General features: G+C 72.2%; 20 protein-coding genes. 11 read left to right on the top strand and 9 right to left on the bottom strand.

Going from position 1 to position 19,744, the window contains the following annotated elements; translation table 11 throughout:
- Positions 1–39 precede the first annotated feature (39 nt).
- The gene (locus OHT77_RS36980) at positions 40–747 is read right to left on the bottom strand and encodes a GntR family transcriptional regulator (protein ID WP_328832706.1); all 708 of its coding nucleotides are present in this window, start codon (positions 745–747) and stop codon (positions 40–42) included.
- A 170-nt stretch (positions 748–917) separates the two neighbouring features.
- Between OHT77_RS36980 and OHT77_RS36975 the strand changes: the two genes are divergently transcribed.
- From OHT77_RS36975 to OHT77_RS36955, 5 genes are read left to right on the top strand one after another with little or no spacing between them, the layout of a single operon-like run.
- A complete protein-coding gene (locus tag OHT77_RS36975) occupies positions 918–2,237 on the top strand; it encodes an MFS transporter (protein WP_328832705.1) in 1,320 nt (439 codons plus the stop codon).
- A complete protein-coding gene (locus OHT77_RS36970; RefSeq protein ID WP_328832704.1) occupies positions 2,234–3,055 on the top strand; it encodes a putative hydro-lyase in 822 nt (273 codons plus the stop codon). Before OHT77_RS36975 ends, OHT77_RS36970 begins: the two co-directional genes overlap by 4 nt.
- A 12-nt stretch (positions 3,056–3,067) precedes the next feature.
- Positions 3,068–3,820, top strand: coding sequence for a LamB/YcsF family protein (locus OHT77_RS36965; protein WP_328832703.1), 753 nt, complete (start codon positions 3,068–3,070; stop codon positions 3,818–3,820).
- On the top strand, positions 3,817–4,434 hold the full coding sequence (locus OHT77_RS36960) for a 5-oxoprolinase subunit B family protein (RefSeq protein ID WP_328832702.1): 618 nt from the start codon (positions 3,817–3,819) through the stop codon (positions 4,432–4,434). The genes OHT77_RS36965 and OHT77_RS36960 overlap by 4 nt, the downstream gene beginning before the upstream one ends.
- Complete coding sequence (locus OHT77_RS36955) at positions 4,431–5,300, top strand: biotin-dependent carboxyltransferase family protein (RefSeq protein WP_328832701.1); 870 nt, start codon at positions 4,431–4,433, stop codon at positions 5,298–5,300. The genes OHT77_RS36960 and OHT77_RS36955 overlap by 4 nt, the downstream gene beginning before the upstream one ends.
- Before the next feature lie 5 nt (positions 5,301–5,305).
- Here the strand turns inward: OHT77_RS36955 and OHT77_RS36950 are convergent, their stop codons facing one another.
- From OHT77_RS36950 to OHT77_RS36930, 5 genes are all read right to left on the bottom strand, one after another.
- Positions 5,306–6,166: an SGNH/GDSL hydrolase family protein gene (locus OHT77_RS36950; protein WP_328832700.1), complete on the bottom strand. Its 861-nt coding sequence runs from the start codon at positions 6,164–6,166 to the stop codon at positions 5,306–5,308.
- Complete coding sequence (locus OHT77_RS36945; protein WP_328832699.1) at positions 6,163–7,326, bottom strand: glycosyltransferase; 1,164 nt, start codon at positions 7,324–7,326, stop codon at positions 6,163–6,165. The genes OHT77_RS36950 and OHT77_RS36945 overlap by 4 nt, the downstream gene beginning before the upstream one ends.
- Positions 7,323–8,450: a glycosyltransferase family 4 protein gene (locus OHT77_RS36940; protein ID WP_328832698.1), complete on the bottom strand. Its 1,128-nt coding sequence runs from the start codon at positions 8,448–8,450 to the stop codon at positions 7,323–7,325. Before OHT77_RS36940 ends, OHT77_RS36945 begins: the two co-directional genes overlap by 4 nt.
- 139 nt (positions 8,451–8,589) lie before the next feature.
- On the bottom strand, positions 8,590–10,008 hold the full coding sequence (locus tag OHT77_RS36935) for a HEAT repeat domain-containing protein (RefSeq protein ID WP_266766871.1): 1,419 nt from the start codon (positions 10,006–10,008) through the stop codon (positions 8,590–8,592).
- A 336-nt stretch (positions 10,009–10,344) separates the two neighbouring features.
- Positions 10,345–10,737 carry an ankyrin repeat domain-containing protein gene (locus OHT77_RS36930; protein ID WP_266766872.1) on the bottom strand — a complete coding sequence of 131 codons (393 nt, stop codon included), beginning with the start codon at positions 10,735–10,737 and terminating at the stop codon, positions 10,345–10,347.
- 256 nt (positions 10,738–10,993) lie between these two features.
- On the opposite strand from OHT77_RS36930, the gene OHT77_RS36925 reads away from it, so the two are divergent.
- A complete protein-coding gene (locus OHT77_RS36925; protein WP_019059657.1) occupies positions 10,994–11,188 on the top strand; it encodes a hypothetical protein in 195 nt (64 codons plus the stop codon).
- A 34-nt stretch (positions 11,189–11,222) separates the two neighbouring features.
- Positions 11,223–12,800 (top strand): hypothetical protein, encoded by a 1,578-nt coding sequence (locus OHT77_RS36920; RefSeq protein ID WP_328832697.1) that lies wholly within the window; start codon positions 11,223–11,225, stop codon positions 12,798–12,800.
- 69 nt (positions 12,801–12,869) lie between these two features.
- On the opposite strand, the gene OHT77_RS36915 is transcribed toward OHT77_RS36920, so the two are convergent.
- Positions 12,870–14,369 carry an SCO1417 family MocR-like transcription factor gene (locus tag OHT77_RS36915; protein WP_328832696.1) on the bottom strand — a complete coding sequence of 500 codons (1,500 nt, stop codon included), beginning with the start codon at positions 14,367–14,369 and terminating at the stop codon, positions 12,870–12,872.
- A gap of 64 nt (positions 14,370–14,433) precedes the next feature.
- Here OHT77_RS36915 and yczE point away from each other — a divergent pair, with 64 nt between their 5' ends.
- The 4 genes from yczE (at position 14,434) to OHT77_RS36895 (ending at position 17,906) form a co-directional block, all read left to right on the top strand.
- On the top strand, positions 14,434–15,123 hold the full coding sequence (gene yczE, locus OHT77_RS36910; protein ID WP_328832695.1) for a membrane protein YczE: 690 nt from the start codon (positions 14,434–14,436) through the stop codon (positions 15,121–15,123).
- Positions 15,120–15,887 carry a glycerophosphodiester phosphodiesterase gene (locus OHT77_RS36905; RefSeq protein ID WP_328832694.1) on the top strand — a complete coding sequence of 256 codons (768 nt, stop codon included), beginning with the start codon at positions 15,120–15,122 and terminating at the stop codon, positions 15,885–15,887. The genes yczE and OHT77_RS36905 overlap by 4 nt, the downstream gene beginning before the upstream one ends.
- Before the next feature lie 39 nt (positions 15,888–15,926).
- Positions 15,927–17,276: an MFS transporter gene (locus tag OHT77_RS36900; RefSeq protein WP_328832693.1), complete on the top strand. Its 1,350-nt coding sequence runs from the start codon at positions 15,927–15,929 to the stop codon at positions 17,274–17,276.
- 255 nt (positions 17,277–17,531) lie between these two features.
- Positions 17,532–17,906, top strand: coding sequence for an RNA polymerase-binding protein RbpA (locus OHT77_RS36895; RefSeq protein ID WP_003977404.1), 375 nt, complete (start codon positions 17,532–17,534; stop codon positions 17,904–17,906).
- Positions 17,907–18,010: 104 nt separating this feature from the next.
- Here OHT77_RS36895 and fxsA read toward each other — a convergent pair whose 3' ends face one another.
- Complete coding sequence (fxsA, locus tag OHT77_RS36890) at positions 18,011–18,568, bottom strand: FxsA family membrane protein (protein ID WP_328832692.1); 558 nt, start codon at positions 18,566–18,568, stop codon at positions 18,011–18,013.
- A gap of 72 nt (positions 18,569–18,640) precedes the next feature.
- Positions 18,641–19,453, bottom strand: coding sequence for a polyprenol monophosphomannose synthase (locus OHT77_RS36885; RefSeq protein ID WP_328832691.1), 813 nt, complete (start codon positions 19,451–19,453; stop codon positions 18,641–18,643).
- Positions 19,454–19,744 lie beyond the last annotated feature (291 nt).

Below are 19,744 nucleotides of genomic sequence, written 5' to 3'. Positions count from 1 at the left end.
GAACACCGAGCCGCCTTCAGCCGCACTCCCGCGCCGCCCTCAGCCGAGCGACGTACCGTCCTCGCCCACCCTGTTCCGATACGCGTCGACGACCCGTTCGAGCGAGTCGTCGAGGTAGACCGCGAGCAGCCTCTCGGCCTCGGTGCGGTGGCCCGCCTGGAGGGCCTGGAGGATCAGGCGGTTGCGCTGGAGGTAGGGCTCGTGGAGGGCCTTCGGGTCGTCCACGAGGTGGAAGGCGAGCCGGAGTTCGGCGAAGACGCTGCGCATCAGCTCGTCGGTGCGGGCGCTGCCGGCGAGGGCGACGAGTTCCCGGTGGAAGTGGATATTGGCCGTACCCACGCTTTTCCAGTCATCTTCGACGGACGCCAACTGCCCCTCGGTGACGGCCGAGGCGAGCTGTTCGAGGGCGTACGGCGGCTCGCCGAGCCCGCGCACGACGGCGCATTCGACGAGGCGGCGGGTGAGGTAGATGTCCTCGACGTCCTCGACGCTCAGGACCCGGACGAAGACTCCCCGGTTCAACTCGTGGACGAGCAGGCGTTCATGGGTGAGCAGCCGGAACGCCTCGCGGAGTGTGTTGCGCGACACACCGAGCGCCCCGCCGATGCTGTCCTCCGAGAGCCGGGTGCCCGGCGGGAAATAGCCCTCCGCGATCCGGCTCCTGAGGATGTCCGAGACGCGTTCCGCGGTGCTCGTACGACCCAGGAGGGCGCGGTCGTCGGCCAGTCCCGTCAGCTGCTCTGCCATGCCCGGAATTCAACCGCAGATACAAGAACGAAACAACATGGGTATTGAGGGATCGTTCAACGATCCTCTACCTTTCTCGGCATGGCGTCACCGCTCACCCCGGCGCCACCGCCTCCCCGCACGGCACTGCTCACTCCCAGCACCCTCCGTCCTCCTTCTGCGAGGTGCCCATGAGCACGACCCCTCCACCTCAGGCCCTGAACACGGGAACACAGCCCGACACGGACGAACTGACCGCCGACGACGGGGCGTTCGCCTGGCTGCGGGCGCTCGGTCCGAACGGCCGCCGCGCCTTCGCCGGCGCGTTCGGCGGCTACGCCCTGGACTCCTACGACTACTTCACGCTGCCGCTGAGCATGGTCGCGCTGGCCGCGTACTTCGGCCTGGACAGCGGCCAGACCGGCCTGTTCACCACGGTCACGCTGGTCGTCTCAGCGGTGGGAGGCGCCATAGCGGGCGTCTTCGCCGACCGGGTCGGCCGCGTCAAGGCGCTGATGATCACCGTGATCACCTACGCCGTCTTCACGGTGGCCTGCGGCTTCGCGCCCAACTACGAGACCCTGCTGGTGTTCCGGGCCCTCCAGGGGCTCGGTTTCGGCGGCGAGTGGGCGGTCGGCGCGATCCTGGTCGCCGAGTACGCGAGCGCGAAGCACCGCGGCCGTACCCTCGGCGCGGTCCAGAGCTCCTGGGCGGTCGGCTGGGCGCTGGCGGCGGTCGTCTACACGCTGGTCTTCTCGTTCCTCGGCGACGACCTCGCCTGGCGGGTGATGTTCTGGACCGGCGCGCTGCCCGCGCTGCTGGTGCTGTGGGTGCGGCGCCGGGTGCACGACGCCCCGGAGGCGACGGCGGTGCGCGAACAGAACACCCAGAAGGGGTCGTTCGCGGCGATCTTCAAGCCGGGCACGGCCGAGGCACCGGGCCTGCTGCGCACGACGGTCTTCGCGGGCCTGCTCTCGACCGGCGTCCAGGGCGGCTACTACACCCTGGCCACCTGGGTGCCGACCTACCTCAAGACGGAGCGCGGCCTGTCGGTCGTCGGCACCGGCGGCTATCTGACGTTCCTGATCTCCGGCGCCTTCCTGGGCTATCTGACCGGCGGCTACCTCACCGACGTACTCGGCCGGAAACGCAACATCTGGCTCTTCGCCCTGCTCTCGGCGATCTGCATCCTGGCGTACACGCACATCCCCAGCGGCGCCAACACCCTTCTCCTGGTGCTCGGTTTCCCGCTCGGGTTCTGCATGTCGGCGATCTTCAGCGGCTTCGGCTCGTACCTGAGCGAGCTGTACCCGACGGCACTGCGCGGCACGGGACAGGGCTTCACGTACAACACGGGCCGCGCGGTGGGCGCCGTCTTCCCGACCCTGGTGGGCTTCCTGGCCGACAGTTGGGGTGTGGGCGGAGCGCTCGTCTTCGGGGCCATCGGTTACGGCATCGCGGCGCTGGCGCTCCTGGGACTGCCGGAGACGCGCGGAAAGGAACTGGCGTGAACCGCACGGAGGACCGCCCCCTGACCCTCGTCGACGAGCACGCGCACGCGTGGAGCCCGCGTTCCGCCCGGGCACGCTTCCGGGCCGGGCTGACGGGCCCCACGGCCGGGGTCGCGGGGGGCCACACCCAGGTCAACCTGATCTCGGTGCCCGCCGACTGGGCCTACGACATGCTGCTGTTCTGCCAGCGCAACCCGAAGCCCTGCCCGGTGCTCGACGTCACGGACGCCGGCTCCTGGAGGACGGTGCTCGCGGACGGCGCGGACCTGCGCACCGATCTGCCGCGCTACCGGGTGTGGCGGGACGGCGAGTTGACCGACGAGCCGACGGACGTACGGGCGTACTGGCGCGACGACCTGGTGTCGTTCCTGATCGGCTGCAGCTTCACCTTCGAGTGGTCGCTGAGCGAGGCGGGTGTCCCGATCCGCCACATCGAGCAGGGCCGCAACGTCCCGATGTACGTCACCGGCCGCCCCTGTCGCCCTGCGGGGCGGCTGCACGGCCCGATGGTGGTGTCGATGCGCCCGGTGCCGCCGGAGCACCTGGCGACGGCGATCCGGGAGACGGCGCTGCTCCCGGCGGTGCACGGCAGCCCCGTACACTGCGGCGATCCTTCGGGGCTGGGCATCGCGGACCTCGGCCGTCCGGACTTCGGCGATCCGGTGGACGCCGCGCCGGACGACATCCCGGTGTTCTGGGCCTGCGGAGTGACCCCGCAGGCCGCGGTGATGGCCTCCCGCCCGCCGTTCGCGATCACCCACGCGCCGGGCCAGATGTTCGTCACCGACGCCCGCGACGAGCAGTACCGCGTCGCCTGACCAGGAGAGATGATGATCGATCTGAACGCCGACCTCGGCGAGGGCTTCGGCCGCTGGCAGCTCACCGACGACGAACAGCTGTTGTCCGTCGTCACCAGCGCCAACGTGGCCTGCGGCTTCCACGCCGGGGACCCGGTCACCATGCGGCGGGTGTGCGAGCTGGCGGCCGAGCGCGGGGTACGGGTCGGCGCGCAGGTGTCCTACCGGGACCTCGCGGGGTTCGGGCGGCGCGCGATGGACGTGCCGTCCGCCGAGCTGGCGGCCGAAGTGGCCTACCAGATCGGCGCCTTGGACGTGTTCGCCCGGGCGGCGGGCACGCGCGTGTCGTACGTCAAGCCGCACGGGGCGCTCTACAACCGGGTGGTGCGCGACCCGGAGCAGGCCGCCGCGGTGATCGAGGGCGTGCTCCTGGCGGATGCCTCGCTGCCCGTGCTCGGACTGCCCGGCTCGGTCGTGCTCGACCTGGCCGCCAAGGCCGGGCTGCCGGCCGTCACGGAGGCGTTCGCGGACCGCGCGTACACCGACGAGGGCACGCTCGTGCCGCGCGGCCAGGACGGCGCGGTGGTCACCGACCCCGAGGCCGTCGTGGAGCGCTCGCTGAGCCTGGCCCGCACTGGGGCCGTCGACGCGCTCTCCGGGGCCCGCATCGAGGTGCGGGCCCGCTCCTTGTGCCTGCACGGGGACACGCCCGGCGCGGTCGACCTGGCCCGCAGGGTCCGCGCGCGGCTCCTGGAGTCGGGTGTCCAGGTGGAGGCCTTCGCATGAGGGCCCTGCTCGTCGGGGACGACGCCCTGCTCGTCGAGGTCGCCTCCGGGGAGGAGGCCCAGGCCGTCCACGCGGAGCTGCTGCGCCGCCGCGCGGAGGGCCTGCTCACGGTCCGCGAGATCGTCCCGGCCGCCCGCACGGTCCTCCTAGACGGCCTCACCGACCCGGCCCGCCTGGCCTCCGAACTCACGACCTCCGACGTACCCCCCGCTCCCCCACGCGCGCGTGAGGTCGTCGAACTCCCGGTGCGCTACGACGGCCCGGACCTCGCCGACGTCGCCGCCCTGTGGGGCGTGCCCGAGCGGGAGGTGGCCCGTGTCCACGCGGCCACCGAGTTCCGCGTCGCCTTCTGCGGCTTCGCCCCCGGCTTCGGCTACCTCACCGGCCTCCCGGCCCGCTACGACGTCCCCCGTCGGGCGACTCCGCGCACCGCCGTGCACGCCGGTGCCGTGGGCCTGGCGGGTCCGTACACCGGCGTGTATCCCCGTGCGTCGCCCGGCGGTTGGCAGTTGATCGGCACGACGGACGCGGTCCTGTGGGACACCGCGCGCGAGCCGGCCGCGCTGTTGTCGCCCGGCACGCGCGTGCGCTTCGTCCCGGTGGCGGACGTATGACGGACGTCGCGGTCGCCGTGGTCCGGGCCGGGGCCCTGACCACGGTGCAGGACCTGGGGCGGCCCGGACACGCGCACCTGGGGGTACCGCGTTCCGGGGCGCTCGACGGACCGGCGGCGGCCCTCGTCAACCGGCTGGTCGGCAACCCGCCCGGAGCGGCCGTCCTGGAGACGACCCTCAACGGCTGTGCCGTACGGCCTCGTTCAACGATCCTCGTGGCGGTCGGCGGCGCCCCCTGCCCGGTCACGGTGGACGGACGTCCCGCCGCCTGGGGCGCGCCCGTGCGCGTGCCCGCCGGGTCGCTGCTCGACATCGGAACGGCCGTCTCCGGAGTGCGGTCCTACGTCGCCTTCGCGGGCGGTGTCGGGGTCGAGCCGGTGCTCGGCAGCCGCTCCACGGACCTGCTGTCCGGGCTCGGTCCTGCGCCGCTCACGAACGGCGCGATACTGCCCCTGGGTTCGCCGATGCACCGCCACGCGTGCGTGGACGTCGCCCCGCAGCCGGGCGCTCCGGCCGAACTCGTCCTGCGGGTGACGCTCGGTCCCCGCGACGACTGGTTCACGCCGGAAGCCGTGCGGGCGTTCACGTCCCGCGTCTACCGGGTGTCGTCGGCGAGCAACCGCATCGGGCTGCGCACCGAGGGGCCCGCCCTGGAGCGGGCCCTGACCGGTGAACTCCCCAGCGAGGGCATGGTCCTCGGTGCCGTCCAGGTCCCCCCGGACGGCCGCCCGGTGGTCTTCCTCGCCGACCATCCGACCACCGGCGGGTACCCGGTGATCGCCGTCGTCCGCCCCACGGACCTCCCGGCCGCCGCGCAGGCGGTGCCCGGCACCCCGGTCCGTTTCGTGGCCGTACGGCGCCGCTGAAGCCCCTAGGCGGCGTCCGGTTGCTCCTGTTGCACCGACAGGGAGGCCAGCGCCATCGACACGGCGTGGGACGCGCTCAGGTCGAGGCGCGCGCTGGTGCCCCGCGCGCGGTGGCGCATCTCGTCGGCGGCCAGCCTCAGGAGTTGCGGCAGCAGGTCGGTGCAGCGGCGGGCGACCCATCCGGTGCCCGCCGTCGCCAGCCACAGCAGGCTGGCCGACCTGGTGGGGACGGGGAACTCGGGCTCGGGCGACGGCGCGGCCCCCGAGGCCACGCCCTCCTGGGTGAGCAACGCGTGGAAGCGCAGGGCCAGTTGGCGATGACCTCGCTCGCTGGGGTGCAGCCGGTCCGCGCTCCAGATCTCGCGGCCCATGATCCACTCGCCCTCCGCCGCGTGCAGATGCACCGCCCCGTAACGCTCGGAGAGGGCGTGCACCACGGCGTTGACGGCCCGTTGGCGGCGGGCGAGCGGGCGGGCCAGTGCGCCCGGGAGGCCGAGCATCGCGCCCGGGTCGGGCAGACAGGCCGTGAGCAGGACCGCGCCCCGCGCCGTGAAGGCGGCGTAGACCTCGTCGAGGCGGGCGGCGACGGCCTGGATGTCGAAGGTGCAGCGCAGGGTGTCGTTGACGCCTATGACGACGGACACGACGTCCGGGTCCAGGGCGAGCCCGGCCGGGGTCTGCCGTTCCAGGACGTCCCGGGTCTGTGCCCCGCTGACCGCCAGGTTCGTGAACTCCACGGACCCTTCCGGCTGTTCGGCGAGACCGCCGGCGAGCAGCGCGGCCCAACCGCGCCATGCCTCGCCGACGGGGTCGCCCACGCCCTCGGTGAGCGAATCACCGAGGGCGACGAAACGGACCGTTCTCATGCCACGCCTCCGGGCACGTAGCGTCGTACCGGAACATCCGCGTCGTGGGCGGACAGGAACGCGTCAACCGCCGTGTGCCAGCCGAAACACTCGGCACGCGCGCGTGCGATCTCGCGGCGCTCCCCCTCGGGGCGTTCGAGGAGCATGTCGACGGCGTCCGCGAAGGCCCGCCCGTTGTCCGCGGCCGTGGCGCCCGCGGAGCCGATGACCTCGGGCAGTGCGGACGAGGCGCTGGCCACGACGGGCGTGCCGCAGGCCATGGCCTCCAGCGCGGCGAGCCCGAAGGTCTCGGCGGGACCGGGCGCCAGGCACACGTCCGCGGAGGCCTGGAGCGCGCCGAGCAGCCGCCGGTCGGAGACGTGCCCGAGGAAGGTGACCGGCAACCCCCGCTCCCGCGCCCGCTGTTCGAGCCGGGCCCGCAGCGGCCCGTCCCCGGCGACCACCAGGACGGCCGGCCGCCCGCGCCGTACCAGCGCCTCCAGGGCGTCGAGCGCCGTGCCGGGCTTCTTCTCCACGGAGAGCCTGGTGCACGTCACCAGCAGGACCTGGTCCACGCGCGCGTACTCCGCGCGCACCACCGGGTCCCGCAGCGCCGGACTGCGCCCCACCAGGTCGACGCCCAGCGGAGCCCGTACGACATTGCGGGCGCCGATGCGGACGAATTCCCGCTCGGCGAACTCGGTGGTGCACACCACGCGCGCGTAGGTGTGCGCCGTACGGACGTTGAGGGCGTCGGCGGTGCGCCGGGACATGTTCTCCGACAGGCCCCAGGTGCGCAGGACACCGTCGGCGGTCTCGTGGGACACCATCACGGCGGGGACGCGGGCCCGCCTGGCCCATTTGCCGGTCCAGCGCAGGGTCGTGCGGTCGGAGACCTCCAGGCGGTCGGGGGCGAGGTGTTCCAGCAGGCCGGCCACCCGCCGCTTGTCGGCGAGGACGCGGTAGCCGCCGGTGCCGGGCAGCAGCGGTCCGGGCAGGGTGATGACGCGGCCCTGCTCGGTCTCGCGGTCGGTGTGGCGCTCGCCGGGGACGATGAGGACCGGGTCGTGCCCGGCCTCCTTGAAGCCCTTGCCCAGCTCGCGCAGGGCGGTGCGCAGCCCCCCGGAGGCGGGGGCCACGAAGTTGGCGAGCCGGACGATGCGCAGGGAGGCGGTGTTCATGCCGCCACCGCCGTCCTGCGCCCGGCGAGGATGTCGCCGTAGTGCGCGATCAGCTGGTCGCCGACGGCCGCCCAGGTGCGGCCCTCGACCATGGCCCGCGCGGCGGTGCCGTACTCGGCCCGCAGTGCGGGATCGGCGGCCAGGGTCCGCACGGCGTCCGTGACGGCGGCCTCGTCGCGCGGCGGGAAGAGGAACCCGGTGCGCCCGTGGGCTACCAGGTCCAGCGGGCCGCCCGCGGCGGGCGCGACGACGGGGACGCCGCTGGCCATGGCTTCCTGGACGGTCTGACAGAAGGTCTCAAAAGGTCCGGTGTGCACGAATATGTCCAACGAGGCGAAGATACGGGCGAGCTCGTCACCGGTACGCCGGCCGAGGAAGACCGCGCCCGACAGCGCCTCGTCGAGGTGGGGTCTGCTGGGCCCGTCGCCGACGATCACGACCCGGACGCCCTTGAGGCCGCAGGTTCCGGCGAGGAGCTCGATCTGCTTCTCGGGGGCGAGGCGGCCGACGTAGCCGACGAGCAGTTCGCCGTTCGGGGCGAGTTCGCGGCGCAGTGCCTCGTCCCGGTACTCGGGGCGGAAACGCTCGGTGTCGACGCCGCGCGGCCACAGCCGGACCCGGGGCACTCCGTGCGCCTCCAGGTCGCTCAGGGCCGCGCTGGAGGGCGCGAGGGTGCGGTCGGCGGCGGCGTGCACGGAGCGGATGCGCCGCCAGGCGGTGGCCTCGCCGGCGCCGACGTACGTACGGGCGTATCCGGCCAGGTCGGTCTGGTAGACGGCCACGGCGGGGATGCCGAGCCGCGCGGCGGCGGCCATGCCGCGGACGCCGAGGATGAACGGGCTGGCCAGGTGCACGATGTCGGCGCGGTGCTCGGTGATGGCGGCGGCGACGCGTCGGCTGGGGAGGGCGACACGAACCTGGGGGTAGCCCGGGAGCGGTAGGGAGGGGACACGGATGACGGGGCACGGCGACTGGGCGTCGGGCCCACTACCGGCCGAGGTGGCCGGCGCGACGACGAGCGGATGATGACCGCGATCCACGAGGTGCCGGGCGGTCTGGAGCGCGCAGTGGGCCACGCCGTTCACATCGGGGGGAAAGGATTCGGTCACGATGACGACACGCATACCCGTGTTGTCGCCGCACTGGACGTGGCCGCGTCAACGTGGATCTATGCGAACGGTGAACGTCCCATGAGCGTTGCACTGCGCACCCGAGCAGGTCAGACGGCGGCCATACCCGTCTGACCCGCGGGTCATCCCACGTTCACACTGCGGGGGCGTCCGGCCCGATCCGGCTGCGTACGGCGGTCTGGACCTCCGCTTCCTCGGCCGGGTCGGCGGCGAGCCTGCGGAGCTGTTCCACGACGCGGGCGTCGCCGGTCTCGGCGTGCCGTGCGGCGATCTCGCGGGTGGTCTCCTCGCAGTCCCAGAGGCACTCGACGGCGAATCCGGCGGCGTAGGAGGGGTCGGTCGCGGCCAGTGCCCGGGCGGCCCGGCCGCGGAGATGGGACGAGGCGGTCTCCCGGTACACATGGCGCAGGACGGGTGCCGCGCAGGCGATGCCGAGGCGTCCCGCTCCGTCGACGAGGGTCCACAGGGTGGGGGCGTCGGGTCCTTCGCCCATGACGGCCTCTCTGAGGGCGCCGAGGACGAGGTCGCTGTCCTGGGCTCCGCCCCGGCAGGCGAGCATCCGGCCGGCGGCGGCGCCGAGCGGGTCGGGGCGACGGGCCCAGCCGCGGGCCCGGTCGACGGCGGCCACGGAGCGCATCCGTTCGAATGCGTCGACGGCGGCCTCCACGACGGGTGCCGAGCCGGTGGCCACCGCGCGTTCGATCAGTTGGAGGGCTTCAGGATCATTGCTGTCGGCGAGGTACCTCAGGGCGGTGCAGCGGGCTCCCTCGTCGCCGTCCTTGGCGGCCTCGACGATCTCGGGCCGGTCCTCGGGGCCGGCCACGGCGGTGAGGCAGCGGGCGGCGGGGACATGCAGCGCGGCGCCGCGTTCGAGGCCCTGTTGGGCCCATTCGAACACCGCTCGGACGCTCCACCCGGGACGGGGCCCGGTAGGTCGCATCTGGCGTTGCCAGCGGTCGAAACAGCCGGCTTCCTGGGCGGCACGCACGCGCGTGGCGATCGCTTCGCGTGAGTCCTCGGCCCATAGCCGCCAGGGCCGGGGTTCGAAGGCGTCGCGCACGACGGTGACGAGTTCGGCCTCGCCCTCGGGGTCGGCAGGGAAACGGGCCAGCACGGGGGCGGCGAGGGCGCGCAGGCCCGCGTCGTCGTCCCGGAGTGCCAGCTCGTCCAGGGCCCAGGCCCAGTTGCTGCCGGTGGCCGCGTATCTGCGGAGCAGGTCGAGCGCGTCCCGCCGGCCGTAGGAGGCGAGATGGCCGAGGACCGCGAGCGCGAGGCCGGTGCGGGACTCCTCGGTGTCGAGGACGTCCTCGGTGTCGAAGAGGTGGGCCTCGACGGCGTCCAGGTCGCCGTTCAGATCGAGGTACAGACGGGCGTAGTACAGGGAGCGGTTCTCCACCTGCCAGTCGTGGCGGGGGTCGCGCAGCACACAGTGGTTCAGTGCCGCGAGTGCCTCGGCACGGGGTGCGGTGAGCGCGTGCAGTGTGCCGTCGCCGCGGCCCCGCTGAAGCAGGCCGAGCAGCGTACCGCTGGGCGCTATGACCGGATCGAACATGGGAAACAGCCTCACATCAAGCGTCGACGCAACCGGGGGACGTGCACTACCTGGCCGCGTGACAACACGTCGGGGCGCCCGCCGTTTCCTGCTTGCTGTAGACCATTTTCCTCTGCCTCTCGTAGGTGGCCCATGCGGGCCGCAACTACGGCCCGCGCGGTGCGGCAACACCTGCCCAGCCATCGCGTCCGTAAATCACGACGTCATGATGACCCGGCGGTTCTCGATGCCGCGACCGAAATTTCGGGCGGCCCGGTGCTGCCTTCCCCCGTTTTCCCCCGTTTTCCTTGTCGTACCTGGTCAGCAGGCCCGTCTTCGCCGGCGGCGGGCCGTGGGTCAGTGCGCGCCGAACAGCTCCAGCAGGTCGGCCTTGCCGAACATCCGAGCCGTGTCGACCGCCGAAGGGGTGCCCGCGGCCGGATCGGCACCGGCCTCCAGGAGCACCTCGATCACCTCTTGCTCGCCCTTGAAGACGGCACCGGCGAGCGGGGTCTGCCCCCGGTCGTTGATCCGGTCGGCCTCGGCGCCCCGGGTCAGCAAGGCCCGTACAGCATCGGCGTGCCCGTGGTAGGCGGCGAGCATCACCAGGGAGTCACCGCGGTCGTTCGTGAGGTTGGCCGGGACGCCCGCGTCCACGTAGGCGACCAGCGTCTCGGTCCCGCCCTGGCGGGCCAGATCGAAGATCTTGGTCGCGAACTCCACGACCTCGGGGTCGGGGGCTTCGCTCATCGGCCTGACCGCCTCTCACTAGTACGGGTGAATCGCCAGCGTACTGGCTCCGCCGACACATGACCGGCCCCCTCCGCGGCAAAGATCACCAATGGGCCCGACACAGGTGAGACCCCTGCTCAGACGGCCCGAATGCGCTCCGCCATCCGAGGGAAATCGGCCGAAATTCACCCAGTTGCACCTTTTATCGTATGGATACATCCTGTGATCCTGGAAGAACTCATGGTGACTGTCCCCACGAACCAGGAGAGCTCAAATGATCCTGTCCATGTCAGGCGTCGTCCTTCTCGGCATCATCGTCTTCCTCTTCTTCAAGAAGGACGGACTCAAGGCCTCCCACGCCCTGGTGGCCGCACTCTTCGGCTTCTACATGGCCAGCACGGCCATCGCGCCGAGCATCAAGGCCGGCGGCGAGAGCCTGGCGAGCCTCCTCGGCGGCATCAAGTTCTGACGCACCCACCCGTACGCACCTTCAGGAGACAGCAGTGGCTCGGCGCCCCCTCCCCCGCATCCTGAGCAACGGCACCGCCCAGATCGCCCGGAGCCGGGAGCTGGCCCGGACGGCGGCCGACAGCGCCACCGATGTCCTCCATCCGCTGATCACGATCACCCGGGGTCTGCGCCGGCTGGCATCCGCCGGGCGGCGCAGATGGGCCGACACCCCGAAGGACAAGCGCGGGCCGCTGTTCTTCCTGGTGGCCTCGGTGATCCTGGTCGTGGCACTGGTCCCGTACGGCCCGCTGCTCGCCGCCATCATCCTGATGGCGGCGGCGGCATGGCACGGCCGGGACCGCACCACGCCGGCGCCCGAAGGGCCCGACGAGTCCCAGACCCAGCGCCTGCAGTCCCTCTACGAGGCGCTGGTCCCCTACTTCTCGGCCGCCGAGGACCCGGCGCCCCTGTTCGCCCACGGCGGCGACTGGGAGAAGGCGTTCCCCGCCTACGAGTTCGACGGCGCGGGCCGGATCTCCCATCTGGTCGTCCGCTATCCGGCCTACTTCACCGACGGCGAGGCCGACTCCCGCGCGCGGATCGAGCAGCTGCTCACCGCGAAGTCGGGCCGCGGCCGGGAGTACCACTTCGTGTGGGACGAGGAGGGCAACCAGCTCACGATCGGTGTGCTCGCCCCGCTCCCCACCGACATCGCCGCCCAGCGCTTCGTCACCGCACCCGGCGAGACCGTCCTCGGCTTCACCGACCCGTCCCAGGTCCACCGCACGCTCCCCCTCACCCACGGTGAGGAACAGCGTGATGTCCCGCCGGTCGTCTGGCGCACCGGCATCCGCTCCACCGAGCCGAACCTCCTGGTCATGGGCCAGCCCGGCAGCGGCACCTCCACCCTGCTGCGCTCGATCGCCCTTCAGGCGCTCCAGTACGGCGACGTCCTGATCGTCGAGGGCGGCGGCACCGGCGAGTACGCGTGCCTCACCGGCCGGGACGGCGTCCTCGCGGTCGAGTGCGGGCTGACCGGCGCGCTGGCCAGCCTGGAGTGGGCCGCGCAGGAGACCGAGCGCCGGCTGATCGCGGCCAACCGCGCCCGCCAGTCGGGCCACCCGGCACCGGACGACACCAGGCGCCCCCTGTGGATCCTCCAGGACCGCCCGAGCGCCTTCGCCCACGTCGCCCAGGCCGACGGCCTCCAGGACCCGCAGTCCCTGCTCCAGGTCCCCCTGCGGCACGGCCGCGCGGCCAACGTGACGGTGGTGGTGGCCGAGCAGTTCGACAGCGCGGACACCCTCAGCGATGCCGTACGACAGCACACACGCGCGCGTGTCGTCCTCGGCCCGGCCACCGCCGGGCAGTTGGAGGCGGTGCTCGGCGCTCCCCCGCACACCACGCCGGTCGCCCAGGTGCCCCCGGGCCGCGGTTACGCCCGCCTGGGCGGCGGCCCGGTCCACCGGCTCCAGGTGCCGGCCACCCCGGACCCGTACGACGACGCGACGAACGACGCGCACCGCCAGGCCGTCCTGGCCCTGCTCCCGCCGCGCACGACACCGGCGGACGCGGAGGAGACGATGACGACGGAAGCGGTGGTGGAGGCAGCCGTGGCGGAGACTTCGTAGAAGCACGGTTGCGGTGCGGGCGGCCGGGAGTCGCCCGCCCGCACCGGAACCGGGCGTCCGGGGACGCGTCTACGCCACGAACGTGCGCGGCGATTCGCCGCCCCCGGTGACGCCGTTCTCCACCAGCCGGGCCGCCGCGGCCAGTCGTACCGCCGCCTCCTCGGCCACCGCGCCGCCCACGGTGAACGGCAGCCGCACATACCCCTCGAAGGCGCCGTCGACGCCGAAGCGCGGCCCGGACGGGACCCGCAGCCCCACCCGCTCCCCCATCTCGGCGAGCCGTGAGCCCGACAGTCCGCCGGTACGCACCCAGAGCGTGAGCCCGCCCCGGGGCACCTCGAACTCCCAGTCGGGCAGGTGCCGCCGCAGCGCGCCGACCAATGCGTCCCGGTTCTCGCGGGCCTGGGCGCGCCGGATGTCGACCGCCTGCTCCCAACCGCCGGTGCTGAACAGCCAGTTGACCGCGAGCTGCTCCAGCACGGGGGTGCCGAGGTCGGCGTAGGCGCGGGCGGCGACCAGGCTGCGGATGACGTCGGGGGCCGCGCGGACCCAGCCGATGCGCATGCCCGCCCAGAAGGCCTTGCTGGCCGAGCCGACGGTGATCACCGTCGAGCCGGCCGGGTCGAAGCCGCAGACGGGCCTGGGCATGTCGACGCCCTCGTCCAGCCACAGCTCGGTCATCGTCTCGTCGGCGACCAGCACGGTGCCCGCCGAGCGGGCCGCGTCCACGAGCTGGCGGCGCTGGTCGTCACCGGCGAGGGCGCCGGTCGGGTTGTGGAAGTCGGCGACGACGTACGCGAGCCGGGGCGCCGCGTCCCGCAGCACCTGCCGCCAGCGGTCCATGTCCCAGCCGGAGAGCCCGTCAGCCATCGCCACGGGCACCAGCCGGGCACCCGCCTCGCGCATCAGCTGGAGGATGTTGGCGTAGGACGGCGACTCGACGGCGACCCGCTCGCCGCGCCCCGCGAAGAGATGGCAGATGGCGTCGATGGCGCCCATCGCGCCGGTCGTGACCATGATCTGCTCGGGCATCGTCGGGATCCCGCGCAGGGTGTACCGCTCGGCGATCATCGCGCGCAGCGCGGGCAGCCCGGCCGGGTAGTCGCCGTGCGTGTGGGCGTACGGCGGCAGCTCCTCCAGGGCGCCCTGCACGGCCCGGGTGAGCCACGGCTCGGGCGCGGGCAGCGAGGCGCAGCCGAGGTCGATCACGGAACCGAGCGCCTCCGGGGGCAACGGCTCCAACCCGCGCGCGGGGAGCGGATTTCCGGCGGGTACGGCCGTCCAACTCCCGGCTCCGCGCCGGGACTCCAGGAACCCCTCGGTGCGCAGCGCCTCGTAGGCGGCGGCCACGGTGGTGCGGCTGACGGACAGCGCGAGGGCCAGTTCCCGTTCGGCGGGCAGCCGGGCGGCCACGGGGACGCGCCCCTCCAGCACGAGCAGCCGGATGCCGTCCGCGAGCGCCCGGTAGGCGGGCGGGCGGCGGGTGCCGGGCCCGGCCGGGCGGTCCTGCTGGGAGTTGAGCAGCCGGGCCAGCTGCGCGGCGCCCATCGCCGAGGTCCACTGCGCCATGGAAACCAGTCCACCTTCCCGGAATTGGCCATGGATGGCCTGCGTTCTCAAGCCACAGAGTGACATGCGTCAGGCCACTACCACCACCAGGGGGCACCCTTTGTCCACGCGGAACCGTCTCGGGCGACGGTTGGTCCAGCTCTACGTCGGACTCGCGCTCTACGGCGCCAGTTCGGCGCTCCTGGTGGCCTCGGGCCTGGGCCTCGAACCCTGGAACGTGCTGCACCAGGGCCTCGCCGAACTCACCGGCCTGACGATCGGCGTCGTCTCGATCATCGTGGGCGCGGCGGTGCTGCTCCTGTGGATCCCGCTGCGCCAGCGCCCGGGCCTCGGCACGGTCTCCAACGTGTTCGTGGTCGGCCTGGCCATGGACGGCACGCTCGCGCTGCTGCCCGACGTGCACGGCCTGGCCGTACGGATTCCGCTGCTGCTGGCGGGCATCGTCCTCAACGGGGTCGCCACCGGGCTCTACATCTCCGCGAGCTTCGGCCCCGGCCCGCGCGACGGCCTGATGACCGGGCTGCACCAGCGCACCGGCCGGTCCATCCGACTGATCCGGACGGCGATCGAGGTCGCGGTCGTGGCCACCGGCTTCGCGCTGGGCGGCACCGTCGGCATCGGCACCCTGCTGTACGCCCTGGCGATCGGCCCGCTCGCCCAGCTGTTCCTGCGCGTGTTCGCCGCCCCGCCGGCATCCGGCGGCAGCACGGTCGTAGCCACCGGGTCACCGGAACCGGCCATACTGCCCCGGTGACCACGCTCATACGTCATCCCTACCTCGACCACCCCGGCCCGATCCCCTTCGCCCACCGGGGCGGCGCGGCGGACGGCCTGGAGAACACCGTGTTCCAGTTCCGCCGCGCGGTCGAGCTGGGCTACCGGTACATCGAGACCGACGTCCACGCCACGGCGGACGGAAAGCTCGTCGCCTTCCACGACGAGACCCTGGACCGGGTCACCGACGGCGCCGGGCGGATCGCGGACCTGTTCTGGTCGGACGTGAGCCACGCGCGCGTGGCGGGCAAGGAACCGGTGCCCCTCTTCGAGGAGTTGCTGGAGACCTTCCCCGAGGTGCGCTGGAACGTCGACATCAAGGCGGAGCCGGCACTCCGCCCCCTCCTGGACCTCCTGGAGCGCACCGACTCCTGGAACCGCGTCCTCGTAGGGTCCTTCTCCGAGAAGCGGGTGGTCCGCGCCCAGCACCTGGCCGGGCCGCGCCTGGCCACGTCGTTCGGTACGCGCGGGGTGCTGAACCTGCGGCTGCGGTCCTGGGGCGCTCCCCTTCCGGTGCGCCGCTCGGCGGTCGCCGCCCAGGTGCCCGAGGAGCAGTCGGGCGTCCCGGTGGTCGACCGGAGCTTCGTGCGAGCGGCACACGCGCGTGGTGTGCAGGTCCACGTGTGGACCATCAACGAGGCCGATCGCATGCACCGGCTTCTGGACCTGGGCGTGGATGGCATCATGACCGATCACATCGACACACTGCGCGAGGTCATGGTGGAGCGGGGCGTCTGGGCCTGAGCGCCGGGGTCGAGCGTTCACGGGGAAGCGAGGGCACGGGTGGGTACCGACACCCTGCGGTCACAGCCGGCCGACGAGGCCGCCGAACGGCGGCGCGAACAGCGCGGCTGGTACTTCTACGACTGGGCCTGCTCCGTCTACTCGACGAGCGTGCTCACCGTGTTCCTGGGCCCGTATCTGACCTCGGTCGCGAAGTCCGCCGCGGACCCGGACGGCTTCGTGCATCCCCTGGGGATACCGGTCCGGGCGGGCTCCTTCTTCGCCTACAGCGTCTCCGCGTCGGTCATCGTGTCGATCCTGGTCATGCCCCTGGCGGGCGCCGCGGCCGACCGCACGGGCCGCAAGAAGCCCCTCCTGGCGCTCGCCGCCTATGTGGGCGCGGCCGCCACCACGGGCCTGTTCTTCCTGGACGGCGACCGGTATCTGCTCGGCGGCTTCCTGCTGATCGTCGCCAACTCGTCGGTGGCCGTCTCGATGGTCGTCTACAACTCCTACCTTCCGCAGATCGCCCCTCCGGAGGAGCGCGACGCGGTCTCCTCCCGGGGCTGGGCCTTCGGCTACGCGGCGGGCTCCCTGGTCCTCGTCCTGAACCTGATCCTGTACACCGCCCACGACTCCTTCGGCCTCTCCGAGTCGATGGCAGTCCGCATCTGTCTCGCCTCGGCGGGCATCTGGTGGGGCGCCTTCACCCTCGTACCGCTGAAACGGCTGCGCGACCGCGGCCGTGCGCCGTCCGAGGCGCCGACGGCGCAGGGCTGGCGGCAGCTCGCGGCGACCGTCCGGGACATGCGCGGCAAACCGCTCACGCTGTCCTTCCTGTTCGCCTATCTGATCTACAACGACGGCATCCAGACGGTGATCTCCCAGGCGTCCGTGTACGGCTCCGAGGAACTGGGCCTGAGTCAGTCCACGCTCATCACGGCCGTCCTGATGGTCCAGGTGCTCGCGGTGGCGGGCGCGCTCGGCATGGGGCGACTCGCCCGGACGTACGGGGCCAAGCGGACGATTCTCGGCTCGCTGATCGCATGGACGGTGACGCTGGCCGCCGGGTACTTCCTGCCCGCCGGCGCGCCCGTCTGGTTCTTCGTGCTGGCCGCCGGGATCGGCCTGGTCCTGGGCGGCAGCCAGGCGCTGTCCCGGTCCCTGTTCTCCCATCTGGTGCCGCCGGGGAAAGAGGCCGAGTACTTCTCCGCGTACGAGATGAGCGATCGGGGCATGAGCTGGCTGGGACCCCTTCTGTTCGGGGTGACCTACCAGCTGACCGGAAGTTATCGGGACGCGATCATCTCCCTGGTGGTCTTCTTCGTGGTGGGATTCGTGCTGCTCGCGCGGGTTCCCGTGGCGCGGGCGATCAGCGACGCGGGCAATCCTCTTCCCGAGAGGATTTAGCGCTGGAGGCGAAAGGGCGGTAGTGTACGCGTTTGGCCTGCCTGGCGTACCGTTACTGCGCGTCAAAGATGACGAATCGCTAGGTGACATCTGCTAGTAGATGTGACAAACCGGGCGCTGGTGGGTACAACAAGGGGCGGCTACGACGGCGACGCATGACCCCGTACGGGAATCTTTACCGCCGACCGGACGTTGACCGGATGACGACGACAGCGACACCTGTCCTGTGGGCGACAAGCCCGGGAGGCACGATTCATGAGTGAGCGAGCTCTTCGCGGCACGCGCCTCGTGGTGACCAGCTACGAGACGGACCGCGGTATCGACCTGGCACCCCGCCAGGCCGTGGAGTACGCATGCGAGAAGGGACATCGCTTTGAGATGCCCTTCTCGGTCGAGGCGGAGATCCCGCCGGAGTGGGAGTGCAAGGTCTGCGGGGCCCAGGCACTCCTGGTCGACGGCGACGGCCCTGAGGAAAAGAAGGCCAAGCCCGCGCGTACCCACTGGGACATGCTGATGGAGCGGCGCACCCGCGAGGAACTCGAAGAGGTCCTCGAGGAGCGTCTTGCCGTTCTCCGTTCCGGCGCGATGAATATCGCGGTTCACCCGAGGGACAGCCGCAAGTCGGCCTAGTCCTGAAGGTGCGGAGCGGTTCTACCGCACAAGCACGAAGCAAGTAAGCGCGGGCGCCGTACGAATCTGTACGGCGCCCGCGCTTTTGCCTGTCCGCGACCGGGTCAGCGGGTGAGCGGCGGACGCGGGCCCTGCGGGGTCTCGCTGCCCGGCTCGTCCCGGATGACCTCGCCCTGGACGACCTTGCCGTCCGGGCGGTGCATACGGGCCTGCTGGAAGGCGTCTCCGAGGGTGCCGGGGGTGACCCTGCCGAGCTTCCGCTCGACCACGCGCTCCGCGTAGCGCGCCAGCGCCTTCTGGACCGGCGGGATCAGCAGGAGCAGGCCCAGGGCGTCCGAGATCAGCCCGGGGATCATCAGCAGCAGGCCGCCCAGCATCATCAGGCCGCTGCCACCGCCGCTGGCCGGGGCGGTGCCCTGCTGCACGGCCTGGCTCAGGTTCTGGAAGGCCCGGCGGCCCGCCCGCTTGATCACCACGGCACCGAGCACGAACCCGGCGAGCAGCAGCAGGAAGACCGCAAGACCGCTCGACGCACCCGCGACCAGGGTCAGCAGCCAGATCTCCAGCACCAGCCACACGGCGATGCCCAACGGCAGGAACGTACGCAGCCGGGAACGCGGAGGCCGGGCGGCGGAGGAAGGGGTGGGTGCGCCAGTCGTCATACGTCCAGTGTGCCTGGGCCCGGCTCAGTGCGGGATAAGCGGACGATCAACGAGGCCTGTGACGTCCCTGGGCTACGGCTGTGAGGGCTTTCCTCCGGGGTTGGCACGACCGCGGAGTTTGCCGACGCGCTCGCCCACGCCCCAGGTGGTGACCCGCCACAGCGCCTCGACGAGGATGTCGCGGCTCATCTTGGAGTCGCCGAGTTCGCGCTCCACGAAGGTGATGGGGACCTCGACGACGTGGTAGCCGGCCTTGACGGCACGGCGGGCCAGGTCCACCTGGAAGCAGTAGCCCTGGGAGGCCACGTCGTCCAGGCCGAGGCCTTCGAGGGTCTCGCGGCGGAAGGCGCGGTAGCCGCCGGTGATGTCGCGCAGCGGCAGGTCGAGGGCCACGCGCGAGTAGAGGCTGCCGCCGCGGGAGATGAACTCGCGGGACTTCGGCCAGTTCACCACCCGGCCGCCGGGCACCCAGCGGGAGCCGAGCACCAGGTCGGCGCCCTTGAGCGCGGTGAGCAGCCGGGGCAGCTCCTCGGGCTGGTGGGAGCCATCCGCGTCCATCTCGATGAGGACGCCGTAGCCGTTGTCGATGCCCCAGTGGAAGCCCGCGAGGTACGCGGCGCCGAGGCCTTCCTTGCCCTTGCGGTGCAGCACCTGGACCTGTTCGTCCTCGGCCGCCAGCTCGTCGGCAAGCTTGCCGGTGCCGTCGGGGCTGTTGTCGTCGGCCACGAGGACATGTGCCTCGGGGACCGACTGCCGCACCCGACCGACGATGGACTTGATGTTCTCCGCCTCGTTGTAGGTCGGGATGATCACCAAGGCCGTGCCGAGCGGGCCGAACTTCCGCCCCTGGGCCTGTGCCGCGAGGGCTCCGTCGCCGTCGTTCACTGCTGCCCCTTCATGTCCGTACGCAGGCGTCCACCATAGTGGCCGCGGCCTGGGATGACGTGCCACGCCGTTCGTACGGTGGTGTCGATTCGACAAGAACGGGGTAAGGATGCCCATTTTGGCACCCGCTTACTGCGGATGGGGGCCCGGCGCCCTTCGGGCCGACCTGGGACCCGCCGGCTGCGGGTCGACCAAGGCCGTTGTCTACTGGACGTCCGGGCCCCACCCGGGTCACACCAGCCGACCGGCCGGAACGTTCCCTCGCCGTGGCGCGAGCGCTGAGCCTGGCTC

The sequence above is a fragment of the Streptomyces sp. NBC_00252 genome (genome assembly GCF_036187565.1).
Taxonomy (GTDB): Bacteria; Actinomycetota; Actinomycetes; order Streptomycetales; family Streptomycetaceae; genus Streptomyces.
The sequence above is the reverse complement of the archived record's forward strand: the minus strand, read 5'-3'. Positions and strand labels throughout refer to the sequence as shown.

Coding starts and splice junctions, on each gene's coding strand:
- OHT77_RS36980 (WP_328832706.1), bottom strand. CDS start 747: ATGGCAGAGCAGCTGACGGGACTGGCCGACGACCGCGCCCTCCTGGGT.
- OHT77_RS36975 (WP_328832705.1), top strand. CDS start 918: ATGAGCACGACCCCTCCACCTCAGGCCCTGAACACGGGAACACAGCCC.
- OHT77_RS36965 (WP_328832703.1), top strand. CDS start 3,068: ATGATCGATCTGAACGCCGACCTCGGCGAGGGCTTCGGCCGCTGGCAG.
- OHT77_RS36960 (WP_328832702.1), top strand. CDS start 3,817: ATGAGGGCCCTGCTCGTCGGGGACGACGCCCTGCTCGTCGAGGTCGCC.
- OHT77_RS36955 (WP_328832701.1), top strand. CDS start 4,431: ATGACGGACGTCGCGGTCGCCGTGGTCCGGGCCGGGGCCCTGACCACG.
- OHT77_RS36950 (WP_328832700.1), bottom strand. CDS start 6,166: ATGAGAACGGTCCGTTTCGTCGCCCTCGGTGATTCGCTCACCGAGGGC.
- OHT77_RS36945 (WP_328832699.1), bottom strand. CDS start 7,326: ATGAACACCGCCTCCCTGCGCATCGTCCGGCTCGCCAACTTCGTGGCC.
- OHT77_RS36940 (WP_328832698.1), bottom strand. CDS start 8,450: ATGCGTGTCGTCATCGTGACCGAATCCTTTCCCCCCGATGTGAACGGC.
- OHT77_RS36935 (WP_266766871.1), bottom strand. CDS start 10,008: ATGTTCGATCCGGTCATAGCGCCCAGCGGTACGCTGCTCGGCCTGCTT.
- OHT77_RS36930 (WP_266766872.1), bottom strand. CDS start 10,737: ATGAGCGAAGCCCCCGACCCCGAGGTCGTGGAGTTCGCGACCAAGATC.
- OHT77_RS36925 (WP_019059657.1), top strand. CDS start 10,994: ATGATCCTGTCCATGTCAGGCGTCGTCCTTCTCGGCATCATCGTCTTC.
- OHT77_RS36915 (WP_328832696.1), bottom strand. CDS start 14,369: ATGGCGCAGTGGACCTCGGCGATGGGCGCCGCGCAGCTGGCCCGGCTG.
- yczE (WP_328832695.1), top strand. CDS start 14,434: ATGCGTCAGGCCACTACCACCACCAGGGGGCACCCTTTGTCCACGCGG.
- OHT77_RS36895 (WP_003977404.1), top strand. CDS start 17,532: ATGAGTGAGCGAGCTCTTCGCGGCACGCGCCTCGTGGTGACCAGCTAC.
- fxsA (WP_328832692.1), bottom strand. CDS start 18,568: ATGACGACTGGCGCACCCACCCCTTCCTCCGCCGCCCGGCCTCCGCGT.